Origin of the sequence: Streptomyces daghestanicus (assembly GCF_020521275.1) — a bacterium.
GTDB classification, from domain to species: domain Bacteria; phylum Actinomycetota; class Actinomycetes; order Streptomycetales; family Streptomycetaceae; genus Streptomyces; species Streptomyces griseoviridis.
Genome location: NZ_BNDX01000014.1, coordinates 204,981 through 230,592, shown reverse-complemented (window position 1 = coordinate 230,592; position 25,612 = coordinate 204,981). Strand labels below are relative to the sequence as shown.

At 70.3% G+C, this 25,612-nt stretch carries 24 protein-coding genes and 1 pseudogene; 17 read left to right on the top strand and 8 right to left on the bottom strand.

Features of this window, described 5'->3' with window-relative positions; translation table 11 throughout:
* Positions 1 to 68: 68 nt before the first annotated feature.
* From Sdagh_RS26275 to Sdagh_RS26245, 7 genes are all read left to right on the top strand, one after another.
* Positions 69 to 1,298 carry a cytochrome P450 gene (locus Sdagh_RS26275; protein ID WP_189423038.1) on the top strand — a complete coding sequence of 410 codons (1,230 nt, stop codon included), beginning with the start codon at positions 69 to 71 and terminating at the stop codon, positions 1,296 to 1,298.
* Between the two features lie 29 nt (positions 1,299 to 1,327).
* Positions 1,328 to 1,522: a ferredoxin gene (locus tag Sdagh_RS26270; RefSeq protein ID WP_189423041.1), complete on the top strand. Its 195-nt coding sequence runs from the start codon at positions 1,328 to 1,330 to the stop codon at positions 1,520 to 1,522.
* Positions 1,519 to 2,730 (top strand): NAD(P)/FAD-dependent oxidoreductase, encoded by a 1,212-nt coding sequence (locus Sdagh_RS26265; RefSeq protein ID WP_189423043.1) that lies wholly within the window; start codon positions 1,519 to 1,521, stop codon positions 2,728 to 2,730. Before Sdagh_RS26270 ends, Sdagh_RS26265 begins: the two co-directional genes overlap by 4 nt.
* A gap of 285 nt (positions 2,731 to 3,015) precedes the next feature.
* On the top strand, positions 3,016 to 3,552 hold the full coding sequence (locus Sdagh_RS26260) for a hypothetical protein (protein ID WP_190077710.1): 537 nt from the start codon (positions 3,016 to 3,018) through the stop codon (positions 3,550 to 3,552).
* 49 nt (positions 3,553 to 3,601) lie between these two features.
* On the top strand, positions 3,602 to 4,111 hold the full coding sequence (locus Sdagh_RS26255; RefSeq protein WP_189423047.1) for a hypothetical protein: 510 nt from the start codon (positions 3,602 to 3,604) through the stop codon (positions 4,109 to 4,111).
* 112 nt (positions 4,112 to 4,223) lie between these two features.
* Entirely contained in the window at positions 4,224 to 4,526 is a 303-nt protein-coding gene (locus tag Sdagh_RS26250) for a hypothetical protein (RefSeq protein WP_226535831.1), read from the top strand.
* Positions 4,527 to 4,713: 187 nt separating this feature from the next.
* Positions 4,714 to 4,869 (top strand): hypothetical protein, encoded by a 156-nt coding sequence (locus Sdagh_RS26245; RefSeq protein ID WP_010059700.1) that lies wholly within the window; start codon positions 4,714 to 4,716, stop codon positions 4,867 to 4,869.
* Between the two features lie 253 nt (positions 4,870 to 5,122).
* Here Sdagh_RS26245 and pyrG read toward each other — a convergent pair.
* A pseudogene (gene pyrG, locus Sdagh_RS26240) lies at positions 5,123 to 6,766 on the bottom strand (CTP synthase); the annotation flags it as partial.
* Between the two features lie 46 nt (positions 6,767 to 6,812).
* Positions 6,813 to 7,805: an Lrp/AsnC family transcriptional regulator gene (locus Sdagh_RS26235; RefSeq protein WP_189424015.1), complete on the bottom strand. Its 993-nt coding sequence runs from the start codon at positions 7,803 to 7,805 to the stop codon at positions 6,813 to 6,815.
* A 251-nt stretch (positions 7,806 to 8,056) separates the two neighbouring features.
* On the opposite strand from Sdagh_RS26235, the gene Sdagh_RS26230 reads away from it, so the two are divergent.
* From Sdagh_RS26230 to Sdagh_RS26205, 6 genes are all read left to right on the top strand, one after another.
* Entirely contained in the window at positions 8,057 to 8,470 is a 414-nt protein-coding gene (locus Sdagh_RS26230) for a flavin reductase family protein (protein ID WP_229868535.1), read from the top strand.
* 186 nt (positions 8,471 to 8,656) lie between these two features.
* Positions 8,657 to 9,223, top strand: coding sequence for a TIR domain-containing protein (locus tag Sdagh_RS26225; RefSeq protein WP_189424013.1), 567 nt, complete (start codon positions 8,657 to 8,659; stop codon positions 9,221 to 9,223).
* Positions 9,224 to 9,269: 46 nt separating this feature from the next.
* Entirely contained in the window at positions 9,270 to 10,166 is an 897-nt protein-coding gene (locus tag Sdagh_RS26220) for a dihydroorotate dehydrogenase (protein ID WP_226535829.1), read from the top strand.
* A complete protein-coding gene (locus tag Sdagh_RS26215) occupies positions 10,163 to 11,011 on the top strand; it encodes a creatininase family protein (RefSeq protein WP_190078178.1) in 849 nt (282 codons plus the stop codon). The genes Sdagh_RS26220 and Sdagh_RS26215 overlap by 4 nt, the downstream gene beginning before the upstream one ends.
* On the top strand, positions 11,008 to 12,321 hold the full coding sequence (locus Sdagh_RS26210) for an NtaA/DmoA family FMN-dependent monooxygenase (RefSeq protein WP_226535827.1): 1,314 nt from the start codon (positions 11,008 to 11,010) through the stop codon (positions 12,319 to 12,321). Before Sdagh_RS26215 ends, Sdagh_RS26210 begins: the two co-directional genes overlap by 4 nt.
* A 26-nt stretch (positions 12,322 to 12,347) precedes the next feature.
* On the top strand, positions 12,348 to 12,947 hold the full coding sequence (locus Sdagh_RS26205; RefSeq protein WP_226535824.1) for a malonic semialdehyde reductase: 600 nt from the start codon (positions 12,348 to 12,350) through the stop codon (positions 12,945 to 12,947).
* 27 nt (positions 12,948 to 12,974) lie between these two features.
* On the opposite strand, the gene Sdagh_RS26200 is transcribed toward Sdagh_RS26205, so the two are convergent.
* Complete coding sequence (locus tag Sdagh_RS26200) at positions 12,975 to 13,340, bottom strand: winged helix-turn-helix transcriptional regulator (protein WP_190078176.1); 366 nt, start codon at positions 13,338 to 13,340, stop codon at positions 12,975 to 12,977.
* A gap of 116 nt (positions 13,341 to 13,456) precedes the next feature.
* On the opposite strand from Sdagh_RS26200, the gene Sdagh_RS26195 reads away from it, so the two are divergent.
* Positions 13,457 to 14,992, top strand: a complete 1,536-nt coding sequence (locus Sdagh_RS26195) for an MFS transporter (protein ID WP_226535822.1) — start codon at positions 13,457 to 13,459, stop codon at positions 14,990 to 14,992.
* 154 nt (positions 14,993 to 15,146) lie between these two features.
* Here the strand turns inward: Sdagh_RS26195 and Sdagh_RS26190 are convergent, their stop codons facing one another.
* Positions 15,147 to 15,344 (bottom strand): hypothetical protein, encoded by a 198-nt coding sequence (locus tag Sdagh_RS26190; protein WP_190078175.1) that lies wholly within the window; start codon positions 15,342 to 15,344, stop codon positions 15,147 to 15,149.
* A 280-nt stretch (positions 15,345 to 15,624) separates the two neighbouring features.
* Positions 15,625 to 16,203 carry a hypothetical protein gene (locus Sdagh_RS26185; RefSeq protein WP_190078174.1) on the bottom strand — a complete coding sequence of 193 codons (579 nt, stop codon included), beginning with the start codon at positions 16,201 to 16,203 and terminating at the stop codon, positions 15,625 to 15,627.
* Positions 16,204 to 17,040: 837 nt separating this feature from the next.
* Between Sdagh_RS26185 and Sdagh_RS26180 the strand changes: the two genes are divergently transcribed.
* The gene (locus Sdagh_RS26180) at positions 17,041 to 17,766 is read left to right on the top strand and encodes a dienelactone hydrolase family protein (RefSeq protein WP_190078173.1); all 726 of its coding nucleotides are present in this window, start codon (positions 17,041 to 17,043) and stop codon (positions 17,764 to 17,766) included.
* 143 nt (positions 17,767 to 17,909) lie between these two features.
* Here Sdagh_RS26180 and Sdagh_RS37050 read toward each other — a convergent pair whose 3' ends face one another.
* Entirely contained in the window at positions 17,910 to 18,332 is a 423-nt protein-coding gene (locus tag Sdagh_RS37050; protein ID WP_372478472.1) for a helix-turn-helix domain-containing protein, read from the bottom strand.
* 699 nt (positions 18,333 to 19,031) lie between these two features.
* On the opposite strand from Sdagh_RS37050, the gene Sdagh_RS26170 reads away from it, so the two are divergent.
* On the top strand, positions 19,032 to 20,915 hold the full coding sequence (locus tag Sdagh_RS26170) for a hypothetical protein (protein ID WP_226535820.1): 1,884 nt from the start codon (positions 19,032 to 19,034) through the stop codon (positions 20,913 to 20,915).
* A gap of 123 nt (positions 20,916 to 21,038) precedes the next feature.
* Here Sdagh_RS26170 and Sdagh_RS26165 read toward each other — a convergent pair whose 3' ends face one another.
* Both Sdagh_RS26165 and Sdagh_RS26160 read right to left on the bottom strand, forming a co-directional pair.
* Positions 21,039 to 22,313, bottom strand: a complete 1,275-nt coding sequence (locus Sdagh_RS26165; RefSeq protein WP_190011708.1) for an MFS transporter — start codon at positions 22,311 to 22,313, stop codon at positions 21,039 to 21,041.
* Between the two features lie 299 nt (positions 22,314 to 22,612).
* A complete protein-coding gene (locus tag Sdagh_RS26160) occupies positions 22,613 to 23,848 on the bottom strand; it encodes a lactonase family protein (protein ID WP_189423982.1) in 1,236 nt (411 codons plus the stop codon).
* An 827-nt stretch (positions 23,849 to 24,675) separates the two neighbouring features.
* Between Sdagh_RS26160 and Sdagh_RS26155 the strand changes: the two genes are divergently transcribed.
* Positions 24,676 to 25,470, top strand: a complete 795-nt coding sequence (locus Sdagh_RS26155; RefSeq protein ID WP_189423978.1) for an ABC transporter ATP-binding protein — start codon at positions 24,676 to 24,678, stop codon at positions 25,468 to 25,470.
* Positions 25,471 to 25,612: the final 142 nt, after the last annotated feature.

Sequence of the window (25,612 nt, the reverse complement as noted above, 5' to 3'; positions counted from 1 at the left end):
TCGTTGCCCCAGGCATCTAGTGCGGGAAGCATGGAGGCACGGCACCCCCCACCGTCGCGGAGGCAGGCATGACCGAGACCTTTTCGCACACCCCGGACGACCTCGCCGCATTCCCGATGCCCAGAGCCGCCGGGTGTCCCTTCGACCCACCCCCCGCCCTGCGGACCCGGCAGTCGGACGCCCCCCTCTCCCGGGTGCGGATCTGGGACGGCAGCACGCCGTGGCTGATCACCCGGCACGACCACATGCGCACCCTGCTCGCCGACCCACGGCTCAGCTCCGACGTCACCCGCCCCGGATACCCGCACCTCAGCGCCGGCGCCAAGGCCGGCAACGACGCCCGGCGCTCCTTCATCACCCTGGACGACCCCGAACACGCCCGGCTGCGCCGGATGGTGACCGCGCCGTTCGCCATCAAGCGGATCGAAGCCCTGCGGCCCGCCGTCCAGAAAATCGTCGACGACCTCATCGACGACCTGCTCGCCGGGCCGAAGCCCGCCGACCTGGTCCAGGCGTTCGCCCTGCCGGTGCCCAGCCTGGTCATCTGCGCCCTGCTCGGCGTGCCCTACGAGGACCACGACCTCTTCCAGAGCAACACCAAGGCGATCGTGCACCGCGCCTCCACCGCGGACCAGGTCGTCACGGCGCTCACCACGCTCACCGACTACCTGGACGACCTCCTCGCCGCCAAGCTGGCCCGGCCCCAGGACGACCTGCTGTCCGTCCTCGCGACCCGGCAGGTGGCCACCGGCGAGCTGTCGCGCCGGGACGCCGCCCGGACGGGCGTCCTGCTGCTCGTCGCGGGCCACGAGACCACCGCCAACATGATCGCCCTGGGCACCCTCGCGCTGCTGCGCAACCCCGACCAGCTCGACCTCCTGCGCGGCGCCGACGACCCGAGGACGACCGCGTCCGCCGTCGAGGAACTGCTGCGCTACCTGAACATCACCCACAGCGGCCGGCGCCGCGTCGCCCTGGCCGACATCGAGATCGACGGACAGACCATCCGCGCGGGTGACGGCCTGGTCATCGCCGGTGACATCGCCAACCGCGACCCGGCCGTCTTCCCCGACCCCGACCGGCTGGACCTCACCCGCGACGCCCGCCGGCACGTCGCCTTCGGCTTCGGCGTCCACCAGTGCCTGGGCCAGCCCCTGGCCCGCATGGAACTCCAGGTCGTCTACGGCACCCTGTACCGGCGCGTCCCCACCCTCGCCCTGGCCACCGGCCTCGACGAGCTGGAGTTCAAACACGACGGCGTCGTCTACGGCGTCCACGAACTCCCGGTCACCTGGTAACGCCCCCCCCCGAACGGAAGCGAGCCCCCATGCGCGTGGAAGTCGACCAGCCCAAGTGCGTCGCCTCCGGCCAGTGCGTCCTGCTGGCGCCCGCCGTCTTCGACCAGGACGACGACGGCATCGTCACCCTGCTCGACGCCGACCCCGGCCCCGAACACCACGCCGACGTACGGGAGTCGGCGGCGATCTGCCCGGCCGCCGCCATCCGTCTGGTGGAGAAGTGACCGTCGCGCCGCGGCGGGTGGTCGTCGTCGGCGCCTCGGTGGCCGGTCTCACGGCCGCCGAGACCCTCCGCAGGGAGGGGTACGACGGCTCGATCACCCTCATCGGCCGCGAACCGCACCCGCCGTACGACAGACCGCCGCTGTCCAAGCAGGTCCTGCTCGGCGACTGGCCCGCCGAGCGGGTCTTCCTGCGCCGGCCCGAGGACGTGGCGGCCCTCGGCCTGGACCTGCGGCTGGGCACCGCCGCGACCGCCCTGTCCACGGCCGCCCGCACCGTCACCCTGTCCGACGCCACCGAGACCGGCTACGACGCCCTGCTCATCGCCACCGGCGTACGGCCCCGGCGGCCCCCCGGGTACGACCTCCCCGGCACGCACGTGCTGCGCGACCTGGCGGACGCCCTCGCCCTGCGCGAGCGGATCGCGCCGGGCCGCCGGCTGGTGGTGCTGGGCGCGGGCTTCCTCGGCGCGGAGGCGGCGTCCTCGGCCAGGGCCCTCGGCGCGGAGGTGACCCTCGTCGAACCGGCCCCGGCCCCGCTCGCCCACGCCGTCGGTCCGCAGGCCGCCGCCCACCTGGCCCGCCTCCACCGCGAGCACGGCGTCGACCTGCGCACGGGCACCAAGGTGACCGGCGTCGAGACCACCGACGGACGGGTGAGCGGGGTGCGCCTGTCGGACGGCACACGCACACCCGCCGACGACGTGCTGATCGCCGTCGGCTCCGAACCGGACACGCGCTGGCTGGAGGGCAGCGGACTGCGCCTGGCGGACGGGGTGGTGTGCGACGCGTACTGCGCCGCGGCTCCGGGCGTGTACGCGGCCGGTGACGTGGCGCGCTGGCACAACCCGCTGTTCGGCGTCTCGATGCGGATCGAGCACCGCACCAACGCCGCGGAGCAGGCCATGGCCGCCGCGCGCAACCTGCTCCGCCCGGAACAGGCCCGGCCGTACGCCCCGGTGCCCTACTTCTGGTCGGACCAGCACGGGGTCAGGGTGCAGGCGTTCGGCCACCTCCGCGGGCACGACGAGGCACGGGTGGTCGAAGGCGACCCGGAGGAGGGCGGCTTCCTCGTCGCCTACCGGGCCGGCCGGACGCTGACGGGCGCGCTGTCCGTGGGCCTGCCACCCAGGGCATTGCGCCGCTGGCGGACGGCGGTGGCCGGCCGCGCGGACTGGCGCGCGGCGACCGAGGACCTCCCGGAACGGTGAGGACGCCGGCCCGCCGGCCGTCCCCGGCCGGAAGGCGGCCGGGAGCGGAACGGGCTGTGGGGTGGTCGCTTCCCACCGGTGCCGGAGGGACGCCCCTGGCGGCGGGCCGGGCGGACCGCGGAGCCGCCGCACGCCTCGCCGGCCGGCTCCGGGGTGCCCTCGGCCTGCCGCTCCTGGACCCGGTCGAACCCGGACGAGTCACCGGGGGAGTGGCCGGAGTGACGAACCACCACGACGAGTGGGGAGAGCGCGTGCGGACGGACGGGAGGAGCGGACGGGGCGCCGGTGGTGCCCGCGCCCCCGGAGGACACCGTCGAGGCCGCGCGGCTCGCGCCGGACCACCGGATCAGCGTGGCCGGCCCCGGCCGGCACGGCGAGGGCGTGCCGCCCGACTGGGCCGCGGTCGGCCGCCGGCGCACGGGCCCGGCCGGTGAGAGCGAGGAGTGGGAGGACGACGAGCGGCACCGCCCCCCGGAGGCGCTCGGCTGGCCCGCCCCCACCGACGACGTGGACCGCGCCCTTCAGCGAACCGTCACCGGACACGGACCGGCCGGGTACGTCCGGCCCGTGGTGCCGGTCTCCACCTTCCCGCCCCACCTCGACGCCGTGGGCGGCTTCGTCCTCGAACGCCTCACCGCGACCGACCTGCTGGACCGCCTGCCGGCCGGCCACACCCTGTACGCCGGCCCGCCCAGCCCCGCCGGCACCGTACCGGAGCCCGGCCCGCTCGCTGGGACGGCCCGCGCGCACACCGCCGGCCGGTGCGACCCGGGCCGGGGAACCCGTACGGCGGTACGCGTCGTCCTCAGCGGTGACACATGAGCGGACGCGCGGTCGCCGTCGGCTCACCGCACCGTTCGGGAGGTACCCCATGGCCCTGGTCGGCCTGTTCTGGATCACCGAGGACTGCGTCTACGTGGGAGCCGAGCCGGTCGGCGCGGCGACCGGCGTCCGGCTGACCGAGGACGGCGTGGAAGCACTGGGGCTGGGGCGGGGCGAGTCGTGGCGGTGGGACCGGGTCCGGCGGATCGAGGTCCGTGACGTGGCCGTGCGGTCCGCCGCCCGGCGACTGGTGTCCGTGGCGTTCGACAACCTGATGGTGATGGTGACCGGCGACGGCGAGCTCCCGCCCGCCTTCACGGTGTGCGTGGACGCCGCCGACGGCCCCGTCGAGGTGAGCGTGGTCTCCGCCGTCACCGGCGGGGTGTACACGCCCGCCGAGTACGAACTGTCCCGCGCGCTCCTGACCCGGCTCACCGACGGCAGCACGCCGGTCGGCGAGCTGCTCGCCTGGCGCCGCGACCACGGCACCGGCGGAACACCGTCCCGTGCGGAGCGCGAGGCACTGCTGCGCAAGTGGACCGGCGACGACCGCGTCTGACCCTCGGCGGCGCCGACGTCCGCGGTCCGGCAGGACCGGGACGTCGTGCCGAGGTGGGCGGAGCCGTGGGACCAGGTTCCCGCGGTCGATCCGCGAGCGCGGGGTGCCGGTGATGACCGAGCGCGGCGGCGGATCGGTCATCGACGTCACCAGCGGCCAGGGGCTGTCCGGGACCGTCTGCGGCCGCGAGGGACACGGCCGCACCGGCATCGGGGCCGTCGCCACCGGGGCGAGGGAGTCCACGCGCGCCATCCACCACCGCTTCCAGGGCGAGGACCACCTCCTCCCGGAGGCCGTCCACGACGGCGCCGGCCGGTCGCGGACGCCTTCGTCGCGACGGTGGCCGAGCAGCCCTCCGGCACCGGCGTCCGCACCCCGACACGGACCGGGCACCTGTGCCGCGTGCCGTGGGTGAGGGAGACGGCGTACTGAATGAAGTTTCGAAGGAGTGTGTGAACACCGTGTCGCCGGGCACAAGGGCTATCGCACCGAGGTCCTGACAGTCGGAACTGGTCGGGATCTACCAACCAAGGGACCAACTCAGGCCCTTGTGAGGCTTGTACGCACACGCGCCTGAGCCGAAATTGACGATGGGATTTGCAATGATCATTCTTGGGCTCATTCTGCTGATCATCGGCCTGCTTGTCGGCATGGGGCTGCTGACGACGATCGGTGGCATCCTCATTCTGGTCGGTGCCATCCTGTGGATCCTGGGTGCGACCGGCCGCGCGGTCGGTGGACGCAAGCATTTCTTCTAGAGGCAGGGCGTCTCACCGGCTCTCTGCGACGAGTGACTGTCCCTGAGCCGGGCTCTGCTCGCCGGTCATCGAGCGCGGAGCCCGGCTGCGGGGCGAGGCGGACGCCGCCGCCACTGCCCCTCTCGCCGGCCCCTGTGCCGTCGAGTCACTCGGCTGCCTGCTCGGGGTCAGGCAGTGGGGGCAGTCCGTGCCGGCCGTTCAGGCCGGTTCCGGACACGTTGAGGAACCGGCCAGGGCCGTCGCTGCCGAAGGCGCTGTCGACGCGCTCGACCGCGGCCTTGACCAGCCCGGCGAAGAGCGGGTGCGGGCGGGTCGGGCGTGAGCGCAGTTCCGGGTGGGCCTGGGTGGCGACCAGGTAGGGGTGGGTCTCGCGGGGGTACTCGACGTATTCGACGAGTTTGCCGTCGGGGGAGGTGCCGGAGAAGACGATGCCCGCCTTCTTCTCCAGTTCCGCGCGGTAGGCGTTGTTGACCTCGTAGCGGTGGCGGTGGCGTTCCTCGACGTACTCCTTGCCGTCGTAGACCTCGCGCACGATCGAGCCCTCGGCCAGTTTGGCCGGGTACATGCCGAGCCGCATGGTGCCGCCCATGTCGCCCTCGCCGGCGACGATGTCGAGCTGCTCGGCCATGGTGGAGATGACCGGGTGGGCGGTGGCGGGGTCGAACTCGGTGGAGTTGGCGTCGGCGATCCCGGCCAGGTTGCGCGCGGCCTCGATCACGATGCACTGCAGGCCCAGGCAGAGGCCGAGCAGCGGGATCTTGTGCTCGCGGGCGTACTGGATCGCGCCGACCTTGCCGAGCACGCCGCGGTCGCCGAAGCCGCCCGGGATGCAGACGGCGTCGACGTCACCGAGCTGTGCCCGGGCGCCGGCCGGGGTCTTGCAGTCGTCCGAGGTGACCCACTTGATCTTCACGCGGGCCCGGTTGGCGAAGCCGCCGGCGCGCAGTGCCTCGGTCACCGACAGGTAGGCGTCGGGCAGGTCGATGTACTTGCCGACCAGTGCCATGGTGATCTCGTGCTCGGGCTGGTGGACGCGTTCCAGCAGGTCGTCCCAGGTCGTCCAGTCCACGTCCCGGAACGGCAGGTCGAGCTTGCGCACGACGTAGGCGTCCAGGCCCTCGGCGTGCACGACCTTGGGGATGTCGTAGATCGAACGGGCGTCCGGGCAGGCCACCACGGCGGCCTCGTCGACGTCGCACATCAGCGAGATCTTGCGCTTGATGGCGGTGGGCACCTCGCGGTCGCAGCGCAGCACGATGGCGTCCGGCTGGATGCCGATGTTGCGCAGGGCGGCGACGCTGTGCTGGGTCGGCTTGGTCTTCAGCTCGCCGGAGGGGCCGATGTAGGGCAGCAGCGAGATGTGGACCACGAAGACGTTGTCCCGGCCGACCTCGTGGCGGACCTGGCGGACGGTCTCCAGGAACGGCAGCGACTCGATGTCACCGACCGTGCCGCCGACCTCGGTGATGACGACGTCGACCTCGTCGGTCGCCATACGGCGGATGCGGTGCTTGATCTCGTTGGTGATGTGCGGGATGACCTGCACGGTGTCACCGAGGTACTCACCGCGCCGCTCCTTGGCGATCACGGTGGAGTACACCTGGCCGGTGGTGACGTTGGCCGAGCCGTCCAGGTCGCGGTCGAGGAACCGCTCGTAGTGGCCGATGTCCAGGTCGGTCTCGGCGCCGTCGTTGGTGACGAACACCTCACCGTGCTGGAACGGGTTCATCGTGCCAGGGTCGACGTTGAGGTAGGGGTCGAGCTTCTGCATCACGACACGCAGACCCCGGGCCTTGAGCAGCATGCCGAGGCTGGAGGCGGTCAGCCCCTTGCCGAGAGAGGAGGCGACACCCCCCGTGACGAAGATGTGCTTGGTCGTCGAGGATGTGTGCGGCATGGCCAAGAGGGGGCTCCCGTGGTCGCGGTCCGGTGTGCGGAGCGGCTTATGAGGACGTGCCGTTCGGGACAGAGCCGCTGGGACACAGACGTCTGACAATGTCTGTCTCGCAGTCGAGGATGTGCGGAAGTGCTCCGAGCGTGTCCGCGATGAAGCCGTACAGGCTCGCTTCGCGCTCGACGGACACGTCGGCCAAGAGGTTGTGTCCGCCCGTCACGGCGGCACAGAAGCGCACGTCGGGACAGGCGGCCAAGGCGGTACCGACCGTTTCGATGCCTGCCGGGTGAACCTTCAGCCGCACGCGTGCGTCCACTCGACGGCCCAGCAGGGCCGGCTCGACGAGCGTGCGCAGGTGGAGCACCCGGCGCTCCAGCAGAGACGTGATGCGTCGTCCCGCCGTAGCCGTGGAGAAGCCGATGTCCCTGGCGAGTTCGGTGAGGCTCACGCGTGCGTTCCTCATCAGGGCCTCGGCGACGCGGATGTCGGTGGGAGTGAGGTCGTAGTGGTGCGCGAGATCGGGCAGGGGCCGGACCAGACTCGCGCGCAAGCGCTTCTCCTCTTCAGCCGTCAGGACGGGGGCGTGCCACTCGGCCTCACTCAAGAACGGGCGCAGTGTGATGTGCGCGCCGAGCACCTGGACGTCCAGGAGGCCGGGAACGTCTTTCGTCGACAGGGAGTGCAGATGCGACCGGCCCTCCAGCAGTAGCTCGCACCAGAGCTGGCCGACCCCTCCGCTCACTGTGGCGACGTTAAGCACATCAGGAAGCCTTGCCAATCTCTGAGAGACGCTTTCCAGACAGCTTGTGGAAGTCTGGAGCAGCAAGTGACCTGTGGGGCCGCGGCCACAGCGCAGCGGAGCGTACTCAGCCGTACAGTGCACGACCCCCGTGTCCAGGAGCCTCTGGAGACGTCGTGCCACCGATCGCTCGTGTTCCCCGAGGATGCGGCCCACCTCTGCCACACCGGCCCGGGGGTTGATCTGGAGCGCGGCGACGATCCGCTGGTCGAGTCCCTCAAGGATGTCGGAATCATTCATCATGACCGCATGATGGCAGGATCTTTATCACGGGGGCCAGGTTCGTTGTCGGAATCGATCTGCTGATGCACACTGTTGCCTGCTACGAACAGTGATGAGTGCTCAGCCTGCTGTATTCAACCTGGCTACGGCCCGAGAGGACAGAGCCCTTGTTAGGCGAGAGCAACCCCGCAGCAGTTCAGGACCACGTCACGCCGGATGCGTTCCGCTTCGTCATGGGGCGGTTCTGTTCAGGAGTCACCGTAGTCACCGCGATGGGTTCCGCAGGGCCGGTCGGGTTCACCTGTCAGGCGTTCTCCTCGCTCTCCCTCGACCCGCCCCGTATCGTCCTGTGCGTCAGCCGCACCTCGACGAGCTGGCCGTCCATCAGGAACCGTGCCTCCTTCTGCGTCAACGTACTGTCCCGGCAGCAACACGCACTCAGCGAGCGGTTCGCGCGGTCCGGCGGTGACAAGTTCCGCGGAGTCGCGTGGGCCCCGTCGTCGGATGGCGCGCCACGGCTGGCCGAGGCGGCCGCATGGATCGACTGTTACCTGCACGCCGAGTACGACGGCGGCGATCACCTCGTGGTGATCGGCGACGTGAGCCGGCTGGAGGCACCGGCCGAGCCCCGGGAACCGCTGCTGTACTACCGAGGCCGGTACACGGGCGTCGCCGACGCCTTCTGACCGGCACAGCCTCGACCGATTCCCCCGGCCGGGCGGCGCGGACCGCACATCCCACCGCGACTGTCCCTTGGCGGGGATGACGCATGCCGGTGACTCCCGGCCGCGGTACACGCATGCCCGGCGCCGGAGTCACCCGCTCTTCTCCACCACCACTCACCTCTCCGAAGAAGAAGGAGCGACACAGTCATGGAGACCACCTCGGCCACGGACGAAGTGTCCACACACAAGAGCGGTCTTCTCGCAGGACTCGATGTCTTCGTGGGCGGCCCGATCCAGCACGCCATCCTGGAGAACGGCTTCGTCGGTCACTTACAGGACGCGATCACCACCGCGATCGGCACGGTCAGGGAACACGGCGGCAACATCTTCTCGGCCCACGTCGTCGAGAAGTTCGGCGCCGAGACCGCGGCCTTCACACCGGAACAGGTCTCGGTCCGCGACTTCCGCTGGATGAAGAAGTGCGACGTCTTCGTACCCGTTCTTCCCCTGCTGGAGGACGGCACACTGCGGCGTACCGACGGCACCCATGTCGAACTCGGCTGGGCCACGGCTCTGGGGCGTCCCATCGTCCTGATCACCCAGCAGCCCTTCGTCGAGTCCGCGAGCCACCTCCTCAAGGGCCTGCACCGGGTGGGCTTCGTCCAGGCCATCGGCTTCGAGGAGTTCATGGAGAAGCCGGGCCTGCTCATCGACGCCGTGCTCGCCGCCACCGAGCGGCAGCGCGAGGCGATCGGCGCGAGCTTTGTCGCCTAGACACCCGCTGACCGCCCATCCGCTCATCCGCCGGACGGAGATACCAGTGTCCGATGTGACCGCTCTGGGCCTGCCGATCGCCAACCCCGTGATCGTCGGATCCGGACTGCTGACGGACCAGGAACGCAACATCCGCCGACTCATAGAAAAGGGAGCCGGTGCCGTAGTCACCAAGACCATCCACCCCAACCCCCCCGAGGGGTTGGACGAGCGGATAGTACGGCTGCCCGTCGGCATGCTGAACAGCACCACGTACTCCAAACGGCCGGTCAACCACTGGCTTCGGGTTCTGCGTTCGTTCGCCGACGACCGGCTTCCCGTCATCGCTTCTCTGCACGCCGACTCGCCGGCCGAACTGGCCGCGCTGGCCAAGGACGTCGAAGCGACCGGCTGCCGGGCACTGGAACTCGGCATCTCGTGCCTCAACGAGGAGGACGGACTGGAGGACGACAACCCCGACCGGGTCTACGCCTACACCTCCGAGACCCGCAGCCGCACCGGGCTGCCCATGTCGGTCAAGCTCGCCATCGGTGAGGGCCTGCAGGACCGGGTCCGCGCCGCCATCGCCGGTGGAGCCGACGCCGTCACCGTCAGCGACACCATCTCGGGAGCGGCCGTGTCGCCCGCGACGGGGGACCTGGAACTGAACGGCGTCTTCGGATACTCGGGGCCGGGCATCAAGCCGCTGGTCCTCGCCGCCATCTGGCAACTGCGCCGCCGAGGTATCGACCTGCCCGTCCTGGGCTGCGGTGGAGTGGGCAACGGCCGCGACGTGGCCGACTACCTCCGGGTCGGCGCGAACGCGGTGCAGGTCTACACGGCCCTGCACACCGACATGTACCAGACGCTGGAGCGCATCCTGGCGCAGACCCGCGAGCTTCTCGACCCACGGACCGACTTCCCGGTTCCCGGCCACCGCGAGCCCGAGGGGGCGGTCACATGACGGGCGGGCGGCAGGCCGCCCTGCGCCTCACCGACCTGACGAGCAGTCGCGTCACCGAAGCCGTCCGCGGACGTACCGTCGTCTGGCCCGTCGGAGCCGTCGAGCAGCACGGCCCGCACCTGCCCCTCTCCGTCGATCTGCTCCTCGCGGAAGCCTTCGCCGACGAGATCGCGCGGGAACTGGACGCCTTCACGCTCCCCGCACAGGCGATCGGCGCACGCTCGCTGCCGCAGAGCGGCGGAGGACTGCACTTCCCCGGCACCGTGTACGTCGCCGGTGACACCTTGATCCGCTTCCTGCGCGAGAGCATCGGTTCCCTGGCGAAACTACCGATGGCCCGCCTCGTCGTGGTCAACGGCCACTACGAGAACGAACCCTTCCTCTTCGAGGCGCTGGACCAGGTACGGGAGCAGGGCCTGCTCGACGGCAAGGAAGTCTTCGCGTTCAGCTGGTGGAGCCTGGTGCGCGACGCCTTCACCGACGCCGAGATCCCCCGGTTCCCCGGCTGGCACGCCGAACACGCGGGAGTCACCGAGACCAGTCTGATGCTCCACCTGCGTCCGGACCTCGTCACCGACCAGCGCCCGGACCACGACCAGCCGCCCCGCGCGGGCGTCTACCTCCATCCGGTGGACGCGGAGAAGACCACCGACCGTGGTGTCCTCTCATCGACCTCGGGATCGAGCGCCGCACTCGGCGAGAAGCTCCTGCGGCACGTCGTCGAGGAGGCGACGGCCCTGGTGCGCGACGGCGAGGGGCTGATGTTCGCATGGATCCAGCCCGACCGCCGGCGTACCGACCCCAAGCACCGAACCACCGCACCGTCCGGAGGGAAGCGACCGTGACACGCAAGTTCCATCTCGCCTGCATCTTCAACTTCACCCCGGACGACTGGCAGGGCCCGTTCGGCACCGGCGGTTCTCCCTGGGACGGCAGGTTCCACACGGAAGTGGCCCAGGCGCTGGAGCGCGCCTGCTTCGACTACGTGATCATCGAGGACAAGCTCATGGTCCCGGAGAGCTACGGCGGATCCTCCGAGCGGGCGCTGCGGCAGGGCATGGTCGTCCCCAAACACGACCCGGTCCCGCTCGCCGTCGCGATGGGGCTGGCCACCTCTCACCTGGGCATCGTCGCCACCCTGTCGACCATGGCGTACCCGCCGTTCATCACCGCGCGACTCGCCTCGACAACCGACAGCATGCTCGGCGGCCGGTTCGGCTGGAACATCGTCACCAGCGCCGAGGACCTCGCCGCGCAGAACTTCGGCATGGAGAAACTGCCACCGCGGGACGTCCGCTACGCGATGGCCGACGAGTACGTCGACGTCGTCCGGCAGCTGTTCGCTTCCTGGGACGCGGACGCCGTCGTGCTCGACCGGGAGCGAGGGATCTACGCCGACCACACCAAGGTCCGGCCGATCCATTTCAAGGGCGAGCACTTCCAGGTGCGCGGCCCGCTGAACACCGTGCCCTCCCCGCAGCACCGGCCCGCGTTCGTCCAGGCCGGCGCCTCGCCCAGAGGCCGGATGTTCGCCGCCCGCAACGCGGACTCGGTCATCGCCATCGCCAACGGCCCCTCCGGCATGAAACAGTTCCGGGACGACGTGCGCAAACACGCCGAGGCCGCCGGCCGCGATCCGGACGACGTCAAGGTGCTGTTCTGTGTCACGCCGACTCTCGGCGAGACAGAGCAGGACGCACGGGACAAGTACCAGCGGATGATTTCCTCGCCCCAGTTCATCCACGACATCCTCGCCGAGACGTCCGCGCTCACCGAGATCGACTTCGCCCAGTTCGACCTGGACAAGCCGCTGCCCTACCGGCTGGAGACCAACGGCGAACAGGGGTCGCTGGACCAGCTGCAGCAGTGGGGAAGCGGCAAGACGCTGAGAGAACTGGTGATGGACGCGGCCGGGGGACTGGTTTCCTCGGTGGAACTGATCGGTACGCCGGACCAGGTGGCCGAGCGCATGGGTGAGGTGATGGAGGAGGTCGGCGGCGACGGCTTCATGCTGACCACACCCGTACTCCGGCTCAACCGCCGATGGGTCGCCGAGGTCACCGACGGTCTTGTGCCCGCGCTGCAACGCCGTGGTCTGACCCGGTCGACGTACACGCCGGGGAACACCCTCCGGCAGAACCTCGCGGAATTCTGACACCGGCCCCAGCGATGACGACCTCCATGGAATCCCGGCTGGTCCTGGACGCAAGCGCCCAGGACCTGCTGTTCAGGCGGGCGCGCACCGCGGACCGCTTCACCGGCGAACCGGTCGACGACGAGGCGATACGGGCCGTGTACGATCTCGTCCGCTACGGCCCGACCGCCTTCAACCAACAGCCCCTCAGAATCCTCCTGCTCCGCTCCCCGGAAAGCCGGAAACGGCTGGCCGTTCACCTCTCGCGGAGCAATCGGGAGAAAGCCCGGCGGGCGCCGCTGACCGCCCTGCTGGCGGTGGACAATGAATTCCACCGAAGACTTCCCGAACTGTTTCCCCAGTTCCCCGGAGCGGCAGACCTCTACGCCGGGAATTCCGCACTGCGGGAGCGGTCTGCGTTGCTGAACGGGGCGTTGCAGGCTGCCTACTTCATCATCGGGATACGGGCTGCGGGTCTTTCCGCCGGACCCATGAGCGGCTTCGACGAGGACGGGGTCAACCGGGAGTTCTTCCCCACGGGCGATCTCTCGGCACTGTTCGTGGTGAACATCGGCCGGCCCGAGACCTCCGGTGAGCGGCCGCGCGCGCCCCGGCTGTCCCACAGCGAGGTCTGTTCGACACTGTGACGTCGCGCCGTCCGGCCCTCGCCCGTGTCAGGAGGACGGGCGAGGGCCGGACGGGGCCTCGGGACGTACGGTCTCGCGGTACCAGCGGCCCCACTTGTCCAACTCCTCCGTGATGGAGTCCAGGCTGTGCCCGACCTCGGTGAGCGCGTACTCGACCCGCGGCGGCACCTCGCGGTACACGGTCCGCGTCACCAGGCCGTCGGCTTCGAGTTCCCGCAGCTGCCGGGTCAGCATCCGCTGGCTGATGCCCGGCAGCGCGCGCATGAGTGCGCCGAATCGATGGGTGCCCGCGGTCAGCTGCTTGAGAATGGCCAGCTTCCAACGCCCCCCGAGCATCTCCATGGCGAACTCGACCGCGCAGTGATCGGGAGTTTCCTGGACGCTGGAACGCACGACTGACCTCCATCGGTATACAGCGTGGCACTAAGGGACGCCAAAGACCGTACTTGTGCCCCGGGTTGATACATCCTGAAACTGAGACTATGTCAAACAAGGAGGCAGCCGCACAGATGCGAGCAATCGAAGACACCGAACACGGGGAGGCTCCGGCCGCCCCGCCGGGACGGCGATGGCTGGTGCTGGCCGTGGTCTCGGGCAGCCTGCTGCTGTGCGGTATCGACCTCACCGTGCTGCACGTCGCAGTACCCAGCATGAGCCGGGAGCTCGAACCTTCTCCCGCCGGGCTGCTGTGGATCGTCGACGTCTACTCGCTCACGCTCGCGGCCCTGCTCGTGACCTGCGGCACCCTCGGTGACCGGATCGGCCGGCGCCGCATGGTGCTCAGCGGTTTCGTCACCTTCGGCCTCGCCTCGGCGGCAGCCGCCTTCTCGACCTCGACGGCGCAACTCATCGCCTCGCGCGCCGCGCTCGGAGTCGGCGCGGCGATGATCATGGCGTCCACGGTGGCGATCATCAGGGTCGTCTTCACCGACGACCGCGAACGGGCCGTCGCCATCGGCATCTGGACAGCCGCCCACAGCGTCGGCGCCACGATCGGCCCGCTGGTCGGCGGTCTGGTCACCGCGAAGTGGGGCTGGGGCGCGGTCTTCCTGATCAACCTGCCCATCATCGTCGTCATCCTGGCCGTCGGCGCCCGGGTCATCCCCGAATCCCGGAACCCCGTCCCCCGCCGCTGGGACCTGGCCAGCGTGGCGCTGTCCGTCACCGGCCTGGCCGGTGTGGTCTACGCGCTCAAGCAGGCCGGCGAGCACGCCGGGGTGAACAGCGTCATCGTCATCACGGCAGTCCTGGGAAGCTTCCTGCTCTACGTCTTCGTGCGCCGCCAGCGGCGCATCGCCGAGCCACTGCTGGACTTCACCCTCTTCAGTGAACGCCGCTTCACCACCGCCACCTTGTGCGTCATCGGCTGCTTCGGATCGTATGTCGCCCTGCTGTTCTTCCTCACCCAGTGGCTCCAGCAGGTGGGCGAGTACTCGCCCCTGCGCGCCGGACTCGCCCTGATGCCCCTGGCCGGCGCCAACGCCATCGGCGCCGTCACGGCGCCCTGGGCAGCGAACCGGTGGGGCAACCGGTGGGCGCTCACCGGGGCGCTCGCCCTCTTCGCCGTCGCGCTGGCCGTCATGGCCGGCGTCGGCGACACCGCCCACTACGGGGTGCTGCTCGTGCCCTTGCTGGGCGCGGGCTACGGCGCGGGCATCGTGATGACCCTGGGGGCCGACTCCATCATGAGCGCCGCGCAGCCGGAACGCTCCGGGGAGGCGGCGGCCATCCAGGAGACGTCGTTCGAACTCGGCGCGGGCCTGGGCGTCGCCGTCCTCGGCACCGTCCTGACCGCCGTGTACCGAACCGGCCTGCCCCGGGTACCGGGACTCGGCCCGGACGGGCGGGCGACTGCCGAGGAGTCGTTCGCCCACGCCGAGGGCCTCGCGGCCGGCCTCCCGCCCGAAACCGCCCGGACGCTGCTGCACGCGGCACAACGGGCCTACGACCACGGCTTCACCGTCGTACTGACATGCGCCACCATCGGCTTGGCCGTCACCGCCACCATGGCGGCCGTCCTGCTGCGCCCGCCGAGGACGAGGTGACGGGCCGCGTCGGGACCGCGCCGCCCTCGTGCGCCGCTGAAGGGGCGCCGCCTGCGTACCCCGGGAGGGCAGCCCAGCCCCTCTGGGTTCCTCGGGCCGTGCGGCTCGGCCGCCGTGCTGTCGCCGTCGGCGCGCGGTCCCGCGGACGCCCGGGTCAGCCGGACACCGCCCCCAGCGACCGGCCCTGGGCCGACGTCGACAGGGTGAGGGTGAGCACACAGCCCGCGGCCAGGACGGCGCAGATCAGGGTGAGGACGCCGGTGAAGCGCGGCGAGACGTACCGGGTGCCGGTGATCCTCGGGGCGGTGATGCCGCCGATCCGGCCGAAGGCGTCGGAGGTGGCGGCGGCCATCGGGCGCGACCACGTCGGGTACCCCTCGGGGAGGTAGGTGTACAGCGGCGCGTACAGGCCGTTGAGGAAGAAGCCCAGCAGGATGCTGAGGATGAGGACGGCGGTGTTGCTGTCCGCCTGGGAAGGAGACGGACAGGGCGTGGTCGGTCACGTGTGCTCCTCGGAGGGTGCGGCGGCCGGGAGGGCAGTTCCCAGTCGGTGCCGTCGGCGTCGGGCAGGGTGTGGCGGGTGGGGGCGCCGTGAACGCCTCACGCCCGCTGACCGAACCGGCCTCGCGGTGTCAGAGGGAGGTGATCTCCAGGGTGACGGCGGAGTAGACGCTGTCGACCGTACCGAGTCCGAGGGTGCAGGCGAGGATGCCGGTCGCGGGTCCGGTACTGATCTGCACGACACTGTCGCCCGCGATCACTCCGGAGGTGACGTTGCCGGTGATGGTGACCACCAGGGCCGCGCCGACCACGGTGGCGGTCCGGGACCCGGAGATCGTGCTGGTCTCCCCGGTGTCCCAGGTGATGGTGAAGGCGGACACCGCGGTCTCCAGCAGGGTGAGGCAGGACCGGTCCGGGGTGAGGACGTGCAGCGACCGGGAGCCGGAGTCGATGTCGGGGCGGCTGAGGGAGACGCACGGTCCGTACTGGACGGTGGAGGAGAAGGTGACGTCCTGCGGGGCCAGCGTGAGGGGCGGGTCGTAGGTGGTGGCCTCGCTGCTGGGTGCCGTGCACGTGAGGTCGAGGAGACCGTCGGTGGAGGCGGCTGCGGGAGAGGCGAAGACGAACGCGCTGACGACGAGGCAGGCGGTCGCCAGCAAGGCGGAGAGCCGGGACCGTGCCCGGGGGGAAGGGTGCGCGACGAGGGACATCGAGTCCTCCGATCGGGGAGTACCGCCGCATGCGCGAGAGGGAGGGCCACCGTGAGCGGCAGGTGCTCAGGAGCGTAGGGACGGCCCTGCCCGTGAGTAAGGGTGCGAAGGCGCCGGACGCGTGCCCACCGTGCACACGGGGCACGCCGCTTCCCCACCCCGCCCCCGCGAGGTCCCCGCCCCATCCGGGCCGAGGGCGGCGGCGCGGGCGGGACGCGGCGGGGCCGGGCGGCCGGGTTCGGCCATCACGGGGTGTTCGTGCTCGTGTTCTGGAGAGGTGGCGCGGGCCGTGCCACCGGTGCCGGCGCGAAGCCGTGGACGGCGACGGAGATGTCGGCCTGCTGCGGGGGCCCGCCTGGTTTCGGGCGGCACGGCAGGCACGGCCGTACCGGGTCCAGTGCTCGGGGGTGCCGCCGAGGATGCCGAGGAACTTCGGCAGGCCGAGTTCGACCGCGCGGTGGACGGAGTCGGGGCTGCCGCCGGTTGCCCAGCCAGATCCTCCGTTGCCGACGATGTGCCGGCCGAGGCGCGGCAGATGCCGCTCGCCCTGATGCCCCGGCCCACGCCCACCGGTCGGCCTGATCACCGCCCGGGTCATCACCGCCGCGGGACGGACGGCAGGCATCGACGCCGTACGCGGCGTCCGGGTCCTGGCCGTCGGCGCCCCGCCCGCACCCCGCACTCCGCCTTGGCGGCCCGCGACCGAGGCCGGTGGAGACGGGGGACACGCTGAGGTGAGCGTTGACGGGGTGGTTCCGGATCACGCCGGAGGCATGCCTTCTGCCAGTGGCAGAACACCGGCCCGACCGGGCCCGACGATCACTACAGTCCAGGCTCATGACGACAGTTACCTCGCGCACGGTCGCATACACGGCCGACGGCCTGACGATGACCGGGCACCTCGCGCTCCCGGCCGGTGCCGGCCGCAGGCCGGCGGTCCTGGTCGGGCCCGAGGGGGTGGGGCTCAGCGACGTCGACCGCCGCCGGGCCGATGCGCTCGCCGAGCTGGGATACGTGGCGCTGGCCTTCGACCTCCACGGCGGACGCTACCTGGGCGTCCCCGAGGAGATGCTGGCCCGTTGCATGCCACTGCTCGCCGACCCCGACCGGATGCGAGACATCGGCTACGCGGCGCTCGACGTGCTCCGCGCCGAGCCGCGCACCGACCCGGACCGGATCGCCGCCGTCGGCTACGGCACCGGCGGTGCCATCGCGCTGGAACTCGGACGCGACGGCGTCGACCTGCGCGCGATCGCGACAGTCAACGGACTGACCACGGGCCGACCAGGCGAGACGGCGCGCATCCGCTGCCCGGTGTGGGCCGGGGTCGGGTCGGAGGACCCGATCATGTCGCCCGCGCAACGGGACGCGTTCACCGCCGAGATGCAGGCGGCGGGCGCCGACTGGCGCCTCGTGGTCTACGGCGGCGCCCTGCACGCCTTCCATCACCCACCGGTCGACCACAGCGTGCTTCCCGGGGTGGGTCATCACCCTCAGCACGCGCAGCGAGCCTGGCGGGACATCGTCGACCTGCTCACCGAGTGCCTGCCCATGACGGAGTGAGCAGGCGGCGGACAGCGATGCCGAGGCGGGTGCCGTGGGCGAGGGCGGTGGCGCGGTGGCCCAGGTCAACCCACGCCGCCCGCGGGGGCGGCTCGCCCGATCCGTGCGGGCCCGGCTTCGTGGTCGCCGGGCTTCGGCCGGTTTCAGCGAACCTCGGCAGCACCTGCGGTTCGACAGCAGGGGTACTCGACGAAGCGGTGGACGACGGCCGACACGAGCAGGGTCGCGGCCACGAGACGAATGACCAGCGCGAGCGGCACCAGCGGCAGCGCCGAGACGGAGAACGGAGCGGGCAGGACGAGGCAGATGAGGACTCCGAGCATCTGATGGACTTCGTTCCTGACCCGTTGCGGCCGCAGAACCTCCTGGGGACGTGGCCCGAGGGTCGCGGGGCGGGCGAGCTGGACGAGGTAGTTGCGTTCCAGTTCGTCCAACTGCAGCGCGCGAGCGATGGCCATCAGGACCGAGTCGGAGACACTGGGGTTTCGGCCCTGTTCGATGCGTGCGTAGTAGTCCGCGCTCACACCGGCCAGCTCCGCGACTTCCTCGCGGCGCAGTCCGGGCACCCGGCGGGAAACCACACGGGCCGGGCAGGCCCACCTTCTCCGGCGCCAGGCGCGAGCGGCGGGAGCGGAGAAACTGCCCCAATTCGGTGTGCTGATCCATGTATCCAGCTTCTCGCAGAGTGACGGGCCCGAGGTGTCTCAAGGTGGACCTGCTGGACCTACCCAGAGCCACAGGGCCGCCGGGCGGGGGCGTATGACCGGTTCGTCCACGCCGTCATCGTGGCGTCGCGGGCACGAGGTCGGCACTGGCACGGGCGGACCGGACCTGGCGGCAGTTCGCCCCCAGCATCGCGCCGCCAGGAGGCTGAGGGGGAGGGAGGGGAAGACGTATCTGGTCCGTTGATCATTTCACGCGAGCGCCTTCTCCGGCCTGTCACCCAGGCCTGGAGACGCTCCCCGCGAAACGGAATGCGCGGCGTGGCGGGGGCGTCACGGTGTGACATTCCGCCTGATATGCAAGCCTCTGCTCCATGATTGACCGACACCATTCCATGGATTGTCGGACAAAAGTTGGGGCAAGCGATCCATCAGTGTGGCGCTGAAGTGGGGTCTTCGGTGCAGTCTCTTGTGTGATCTTTTCGTTGGTGTTACGTTCACGCGCAAGTTGTTCGACAATCAACGTGTCGACTATGTCACGCACAGTAATGGCCCTTGTGTGAGACCGCCCCTGAAGGGACCTTGCAGCAAATGTCACCTGATATGAAACGTCGAGCGTTCCTCATAGCGGGCGCAACCGTCGCCGGCGCCGCGCTACTCCCCAAGCCCTTCGCCATCGCATCCGCCGCCGCCGGGAAAAAGGGCGTCATGCTGATGAACCGGATCGGCCCGTCGGCATCGACCCTGTACATCGCCGACGCGGACGGAACGAACGAGCGCAAGCTGCTGAAGGACGCGGCGTTCGATTACCACGCGACCTTCGGCAACGACGGTGCGTCGGTGTACTTCACGTCGGAGCGGACGGGCGACGGCAACTCCTGTCTGTATCGAGCGGCCCTCGACGGGTCTCGCGTCGAACCCCTGGTGACCGGTCCGGCCATGGACGACTGGGCGGTTCCGTCGCCGGACGGGACCAAGGTGGCCTACGTGTCCACGAGCGGGGATCACAGGACGCACATCTGGCTGCTCGACCTGAGCACGCGCAAGCGCATCAACCTGACCGGCGCCGCGGGGCTCGCCGGCGACCCGGCGAGTCCCGACTGCCAGTTCCGACCCGCCTGGTCACCCGACGGTCAGTGGATCACCTTCTCCAGCGATCGCAACACCACCTGGCGCGGCCACGGCAACGGCGCGGGCTGGGAGCACACGCAGGAGCTCAGCATCTACGTCATCCGGCCGGACGGCACCGGCTTCCGCCAGGTCGCCACCCGGGACGGATACTGCCTCGGCTCGCCGAAGTGGTCACCGGACGGCTCCCGGATCGTCTTCTACGAGATCACCGTCGAAGGGACGTGGGGCGCCCACCGTCCGGAGGCCATCGGCCAGGTCGAGTCGCAGATCGTCTCGGTCGACGTCACGACCGGCGCGCGGGTCGAGCACACCTCCGGCCCGCACCTGAAGGTCGCACCCCAGTACATCGGCGCCGACGAGATCGGCTACCTCGTCAAGGGCGGACCGGACGAGGGACTGGCCTACGTGTCGGGCACGCGGCCAGGCGTCAAGCGGGCGTTGCGCTCGCCGGTCTGGTCACCCGACGGGAAGTCGGTGATCTACGAGAAGCTCGACTACGCCACCCGCGCGCTCGACGCCCCGCTCTACAGCTGGGACTCCGACTGGGAGTACCGCTTCTGTGACGTGTTCCCGGTCCTGTCGAAGCAGGGCCGCCTCGCGATCACGGACAAGCAACTCGGCACGTCCTCGATCGTCACCATGCGTCCGGACGGCTCGAACCAGAAAGTCGTCTTCGACAGCACGAGCGCAGGGCTCGACCCGGCGATGGTCGCCAAGGGACTGGCCGGCGCCTTCCGGCCCACCTGGTCGCCCGACGGCAAGTGGATCGCCTTCGGCGTGGGCGGCTGGTTCCAGACCCGCGCGACGAGCACGGCCACGCTGATGCGGGTACGCAGCGACGGATCCTCCTACGAGCCGCTCACGGACGGCACGGTCAACGCCGGCTTCCCCAGCTACTCGGAGGACGGCAACCGCATCGTCTACCGCGTCTGGGGTCCGGACGCGAAGGGCCTGCGCATCCTCGACCTGAGGACCGGCCGGTCGACCGTCCTCACCACGGAGGCAGACAACCTGCCGGACTGGTCTTCGGACGGCAAACTCATCCTCTTCACCCGCAAGACGAGCGCCACCAACTTCGACGTCTGCACCATCAAGCCCGACGGCAGTGGGCTGCGCGTCCTGACGACGAGCGGGGCGAACGACGGCCACGCGGTCTGGAACCACGACGGTCGCATTCTGTACAACAGCGGCATGTACGGGTTCCGGGAGGAAGCCGCGCTGTACGACGACACATTCCAGCCCTACGGACAGATCTTCAGCATGAACGCGGACGGGTCGGACAAGAAGATGCTGACCGACAGTCAGTGGGAGGACTCGATGCCGCTCTATCTCCCGCAGAGCGTTCTTTCCGGATGATGTGAAAGCGTCGGCGCGCAACGGCCCCCCTGTGTGTCATGCTCGCGCCAAGCGTGTGCTGCGGGGGAGAGGACGAGGGGAGGCCGGGCATGCGGTGGCACAGCGCGCCCGGCCCGCCCCGACTCACCTCAACGACGCCGGGCCGCGCTGACCGGTCGAGGACAGGACGAGTACGACGATCCCGACGCAGGCAGCGGCCACCCCGCCGACCAGCAGCGCGCTGCGGGCACCCCAGTACGCGCCGACCGCTCCGACGAGCGGCGCCCCGATGACCGTGCCCCCCATCCAGCCGATGGACCAGATCGCCATGACCCGCCCACGCATCTGGGGCGCGGCCCCCATCTGTATCAGCGTTCTGGCCGACGAATTGAACGTGATGGAGCCGACGCCGACGAGGACGAGCAGGGCCAGGGCCACCGGGAGGCCGGGCGCCAAGGCAGCTGCGCAGATCAGAACTCCCCAGATCATCGCCGACACCGACAGCGAACGGGTGCTGAGCCGGTGACGCCGTACGGCCACTAACCCGCCCAGCACCCCGCCCACGCTCATCACGGCCGTGGCCGCGCCGTAACCGGCGGGGCCGGACCGGAACACCGATGTGGTGAGCAGCGGCAGACTCACCGGAAACTCCCAGGTGAGGATGCCTGTTACGTACACCATGAGCATCGGGTACAGCAGTTCCGGGGTGCGGCGGATATGGGCGAGTCCGGCGCGGATCTGACCCTTGGCGCGCACCTCCCGTTCCGCGGGACTCATCTCCGCCGTCCGCAGCATGGCCAGACTGACCAGCACGGCCAGGAAGGACACGGTGTCCAGGGCGAAGCACGGCACCACGCCCAGGGCGGCGATGACGAAGCCGGCGACGCCAGGGCCGACCAGTTTCGCGGTGTTGATGAAGGTGGAGTTGATCGCGATGGCGTTGGTCAGAAGCCCCGGGGTGACCAGTTCGCTGATCAGCTTCTGACGCGCGGGACCGTCGAAGAGGTTGGTCAGGCCGAGCGTCAGCATGATCAGGACGAGTAACGGCAGCGTCACCAGATGAGCCGCGGACAGCCCGGTGAGGAGTGCGGCCTGCGCGGCGAAGCCGACCTGGGTCCAGGCGAGCACCCGGCGGGTGTCGTGGCGGTCCACCACGAGACCGCCCCAGGCCCCCAGCAGCAGGACGGGCAGATACCGGGCGCCGGTTACCACCCCCAGCATCGTCCCGCTGTGCGTCAGCTCCAGCGTCAGCCAGCCGACGGCGATGTTCTGCATCCAGTTGCCCACGACGGACGTGGATTGGCCGAGCGTGTAGATGCGGTAGTTCCTGATCCGCAGCGAGGCGAAACCGCTGCTGCGCCGAGCGTCCCCGGCCGGGGTGGGCCGGCCGGACGGCGGGCCCTGGTCCACATCCGTCATCGGCGCACCGGTGCCGGTCGGCTGCGGCGACAAGGGCGACGCGTCGCGTCGCCCCGATTGCGGACGCGGAGGACGGCCGGGTGCGGCCGGGAAGACGTCATGACGCTCCGTTCCTGGTGGCCGGTGCCGACCGTGGACTCGTTTCCGGGCGTGGTCGCGCCGGAACGGTTCGTCGACGGACGCCGGCCGGCGAACTGATGACGATCCGCCGGCACAAGGTGCGGCGGGGACCGGGTCGCCACCGCGGGTGGCGGCAACCCGGTCGGGACGGTGGGCAGCCGGAGGCGGAGGCAGTCCGGTCAGAACCGCGGCCGGCCGGAGGCGTCAGCACGGACGTGGAAGGCGATGCAGTCGGGGGCGGGCACGGCCACACCGGCACCGGTGTCCGTGAGGCGCCCGGACTCCGGGTCGACGCGGAAGAGGTTCACTGTGCCGCTCGCCTCGTTCGCGACGAACAGCCATCGGCCGCCGGGGTGCAGGGCGAAGCTCCACGGTGTGACGCCCCCGCACGGGACGCGCTGGATCTCGGTGAGCCGACCGGTTCTCGCATCCGCCGAGAAGACGACCAGGGTGTTCTCGCCGCGGTTGGAGACGTAGACGTGGTGGCCGTCGCGGCTGACGGCCAGCTCGGCGGCGCTGGTCGCCCCGGTGTGACCCGGTGCGTTCGTCGAGAGAACCTGGCGGAGTGTCAGTACGCCTCGTGCCGCGTCCCAGCGCAGGGTCTGGATATCGGCGGTCAGCTCGTTCAAGAGGTACACCGCCTGGCCGTTCGGGTGGAAAGCCAGGCGTCGTGGGCCCGATCCCGGTGCCGTCGCGTAGGCGCCGGGGCCGTCGGGAGGCCCGGCGGACAGCCGGTGCGTGGTCCGGTCGTAGTCGTAGACGAACACCCGGTCGGCGCCGAAATCCGCGACCAGCGCGAACCTGCGGCTCGGGTCGACGACCACATGGTGCGGATGGGGGCCCGCCTGCCGAGGATGGGGCCCGGACCCGGTGTCCTGCACCCGCGAGACCACCCCACCGAGTCGTCCGTCCGCGTCCACGGCGACGGCCACGGCGGAGCCGGCCGCGAAATCGGCGACCAGCAGGGCGTCCGCCGCCGCGGTCAGCCCGATGTACGACAGTCCTCCGGTGCCGGTCGGGACGGACTCCGTCTCGACCTGGCCGATCTGCCGCAGGGCTCCCGAGGCGCCGTCGATACGGAGGACGCGGACGAGACCGCCTTGTTCACCGCCGGCGACGTAGAGGACCGGCCGGGTTGGATGTGCCGCGACCCAGTTCGAGCTGACCTCCGCGACGCGTCCCAGGGATGTCATGGTCCCGTGATCGGATTCGAACCGCACCGCGTGCACTTGGCCCTGCCCCCAGGTGCCGATGTACAGGAGGTCACCGTGCCGCTCAGGGGCCGCCTCGGCCCGCGTGGCCGGGAGCAGCGGTGCGATCACCGCGGGCGACGCGGCGATGGTGGCCAGTACGGTGCGGCGGGAGGGCCGCCCCTCTGGCCTGTCACCCGAAGGGAAGTGCGAGGACGTGTTCATGGGGAGGGAGTCCTTCCTCGGTCACAACGCGTGCGCGGCCCGCTCCGGGAGCGCGGTGCCCTGGTGCTTCGCCGGTCCTGTGCACGTGCCTCGGGGGATTGAGGGCGTCGCGCATCCGATCGGACTCGTTCCCCGGCAGGATTGTCGGACAAGATCTGTCAGGAACGTAACGCCACGGGCTGGCGCTGGCAAGAGAGCTGCGTCAGGAGCTGAGGGTGGCGGAAGAAGCACCTACGGGACGCTGCGGATTGTTGGCCAATTTTTGGTGAGTTCGGGATGGACCCGTAAAGCTTCGAGCGTGGTTCCCCCTGAGGGGGTGTACGTGCGCCGGGGTGCGAAAGGGGGGCATGCGCGGCTCGGGGCTGCCGCAGATGCTCGGCGACACCTGCGAACCCCACGGCGGGGGGCGGTCTCGGCCTTCCAGTGATCGACCCCTCGTCCCGTAGGTGGCGGTCCTGCGGTTCAGCTGGCGGTTCCGGATGCATGTCGCTCGCCACCTTGAAGTCCATCTGGAGCGACGTTGTCCAACAATCTCCTGTCATCGATTCAAGGGGACTGTGGGCGAGCATCTTCTTCCTGCAGACTTCTTGTGGACGTGGGTCGGCGGTGTTACGTTCCCCTCACCGCTTGTCGGACAATCTTCAGGCGGGGGTGGTGCCGCCGAGATCGCGTCAAGCGGAGAACGAGCCGCCCTGATGTTCCCCGGGGCACGTCCGGACGCACCAACTGCCAGCGGTTCACCGCACCGTCACACATGAAAGCCGCCGCGGGTGAGGGCGCAGGGCCCCGCTCCGTCTCTTCGTGAGGAGGCGGCCGAGGAGACAGATATGTCGAGCAGTCAGCGCATCTCGCACCCGGAAGCACTCCGGCTCGAACACGTCACTCTGCAGTTTCCCGGTACTCACCGACCGGCGATCGAGGACGTGTCGTTCAAGGTCGACCGCGGCAAGGTCGTCGCCGTGATCGGACCCAGCGGGTGCGGCAAGAGCACCATCCTCAACCTGGCCGCCGGGCTGCTCACTCCCACCCAGGGCGAGGTGCACTACGCCGGCGAGCGGGTCACCACGGTCAACTCCGACGCCGCGTACGTGACTCAGCACTCCCACCTGCTGCCCTGGCTGAGCGTCGACGCGAACATCGGCCTGGCGCTGAAGTTCCGCAAGGTGCCCAAGGAGGAACGCGAGGAACGCATCGCCCACTGGGTCGGACTCGTCGGCCTGAAGGGCTTCGAGAGGCACTACCCCCGGGAGCTGTCCGGCGGTATGCAGAAGCGCTGCGCGATCGCGCGTGCGCTGATCTACAACCCGTCCATCGTGCTGATGGACGAGCCGTTCGGTCCGCTGGACGCCATCACCCGGCTGGAGCTCCAGCAGGAACTGCTCAACATCTGGCGGGAGCAGAACGGGACGCTCATCTTCGTCACGCACGATCTCAACGAGGCCATCTACCTGGCCGACGAGGTGGTCGTGATGTCGAAGGGCCCGGGCACCATCCGCCGCATCCTTCCCGTCCCCTTCGAGCGCCCCCGCCAGATCGGCGAGCTCGTCGAGTCGCCCGAGTTCTCGGAGCTCTACAACGAGCTGTGGAGTCTCTTCGCCGCCGAGCGGAAGGCCGCCGCGTAACGCGGGAGCCACTCGCCACCGCGGCCCGCCGCCCGTGCGGACTCCCCGGTCCTCTGCGGGAACTCCCCGGACCCGGTCCCGGATCTCCGCGCCCAAGTCGCCAAACCGCCATGCCGGTCGTGCCGTCGTGCCCTTTCCCCGA

Excerpts from the sequence above, each read along its gene's own strand:
- Sdagh_RS26275 (WP_189423038.1), top strand. The coding sequence starts at position 69 with ATGACCGAGACCTTTTCGCACACCCCGGACGACCTCGCCGCATTCCCG.
- Sdagh_RS26270 (WP_189423041.1), top strand. The coding sequence starts at position 1,328 with ATGCGCGTGGAAGTCGACCAGCCCAAGTGCGTCGCCTCCGGCCAGTGC.
- Sdagh_RS26255 (WP_189423047.1), top strand. The coding sequence starts at position 3,602 with ATGGCCCTGGTCGGCCTGTTCTGGATCACCGAGGACTGCGTCTACGTG.
- Sdagh_RS26250 (WP_226535831.1), top strand. The coding sequence starts at position 4,224 with ATGACCGAGCGCGGCGGCGGATCGGTCATCGACGTCACCAGCGGCCAG.
- Sdagh_RS26245 (WP_010059700.1), top strand. The coding sequence starts at position 4,714 with ATGATCATTCTTGGGCTCATTCTGCTGATCATCGGCCTGCTTGTCGGC.
- Sdagh_RS26235 (WP_189424015.1), bottom strand. The coding sequence starts at position 7,805 with ATGATGAATGATTCCGACATCCTTGAGGGACTCGACCAGCGGATCGTC.
- Sdagh_RS26230 (WP_229868535.1), top strand. The coding sequence starts at position 8,057 with ATGGGTTCCGCAGGGCCGGTCGGGTTCACCTGTCAGGCGTTCTCCTCG.
- Sdagh_RS26225 (WP_189424013.1), top strand. The coding sequence starts at position 8,657 with ATGGAGACCACCTCGGCCACGGACGAAGTGTCCACACACAAGAGCGGT.
- Sdagh_RS26215 (WP_190078178.1), top strand. The coding sequence starts at position 10,163 with ATGACGGGCGGGCGGCAGGCCGCCCTGCGCCTCACCGACCTGACGAGC.
- Sdagh_RS26205 (WP_226535824.1), top strand. The coding sequence starts at position 12,348 with ATGGAATCCCGGCTGGTCCTGGACGCAAGCGCCCAGGACCTGCTGTTC.
- Sdagh_RS26195 (WP_226535822.1), top strand. The coding sequence starts at position 13,457 with ATGCGAGCAATCGAAGACACCGAACACGGGGAGGCTCCGGCCGCCCCG.
- Sdagh_RS26190 (WP_190078175.1), bottom strand. The coding sequence starts at position 15,344 with ATGGCCGCCGCCACCTCCGACGCCTTCGGCCGGATCGGCGGCATCACC.
- Sdagh_RS26185 (WP_190078174.1), bottom strand. The coding sequence starts at position 16,203 with ATGTCCCTCGTCGCGCACCCTTCCCCCCGGGCACGGTCCCGGCTCTCC.
- Sdagh_RS26180 (WP_190078173.1), top strand. The coding sequence starts at position 17,041 with ATGACGACAGTTACCTCGCGCACGGTCGCATACACGGCCGACGGCCTG.
- Sdagh_RS26170 (WP_226535820.1), top strand. The coding sequence starts at position 19,032 with ATGAAACGTCGAGCGTTCCTCATAGCGGGCGCAACCGTCGCCGGCGCC.
- Sdagh_RS26165 (WP_190011708.1), bottom strand. The coding sequence starts at position 22,313 with ATGACGGATGTGGACCAGGGCCCGCCGTCCGGCCGGCCCACCCCGGCC.
- Sdagh_RS26160 (WP_189423982.1), bottom strand. The coding sequence starts at position 23,848 with ATGAACACGTCCTCGCACTTCCCTTCGGGTGACAGGCCAGAGGGGCGG.
- Sdagh_RS26155 (WP_189423978.1), top strand. The coding sequence starts at position 24,676 with ATGTCGAGCAGTCAGCGCATCTCGCACCCGGAAGCACTCCGGCTCGAA.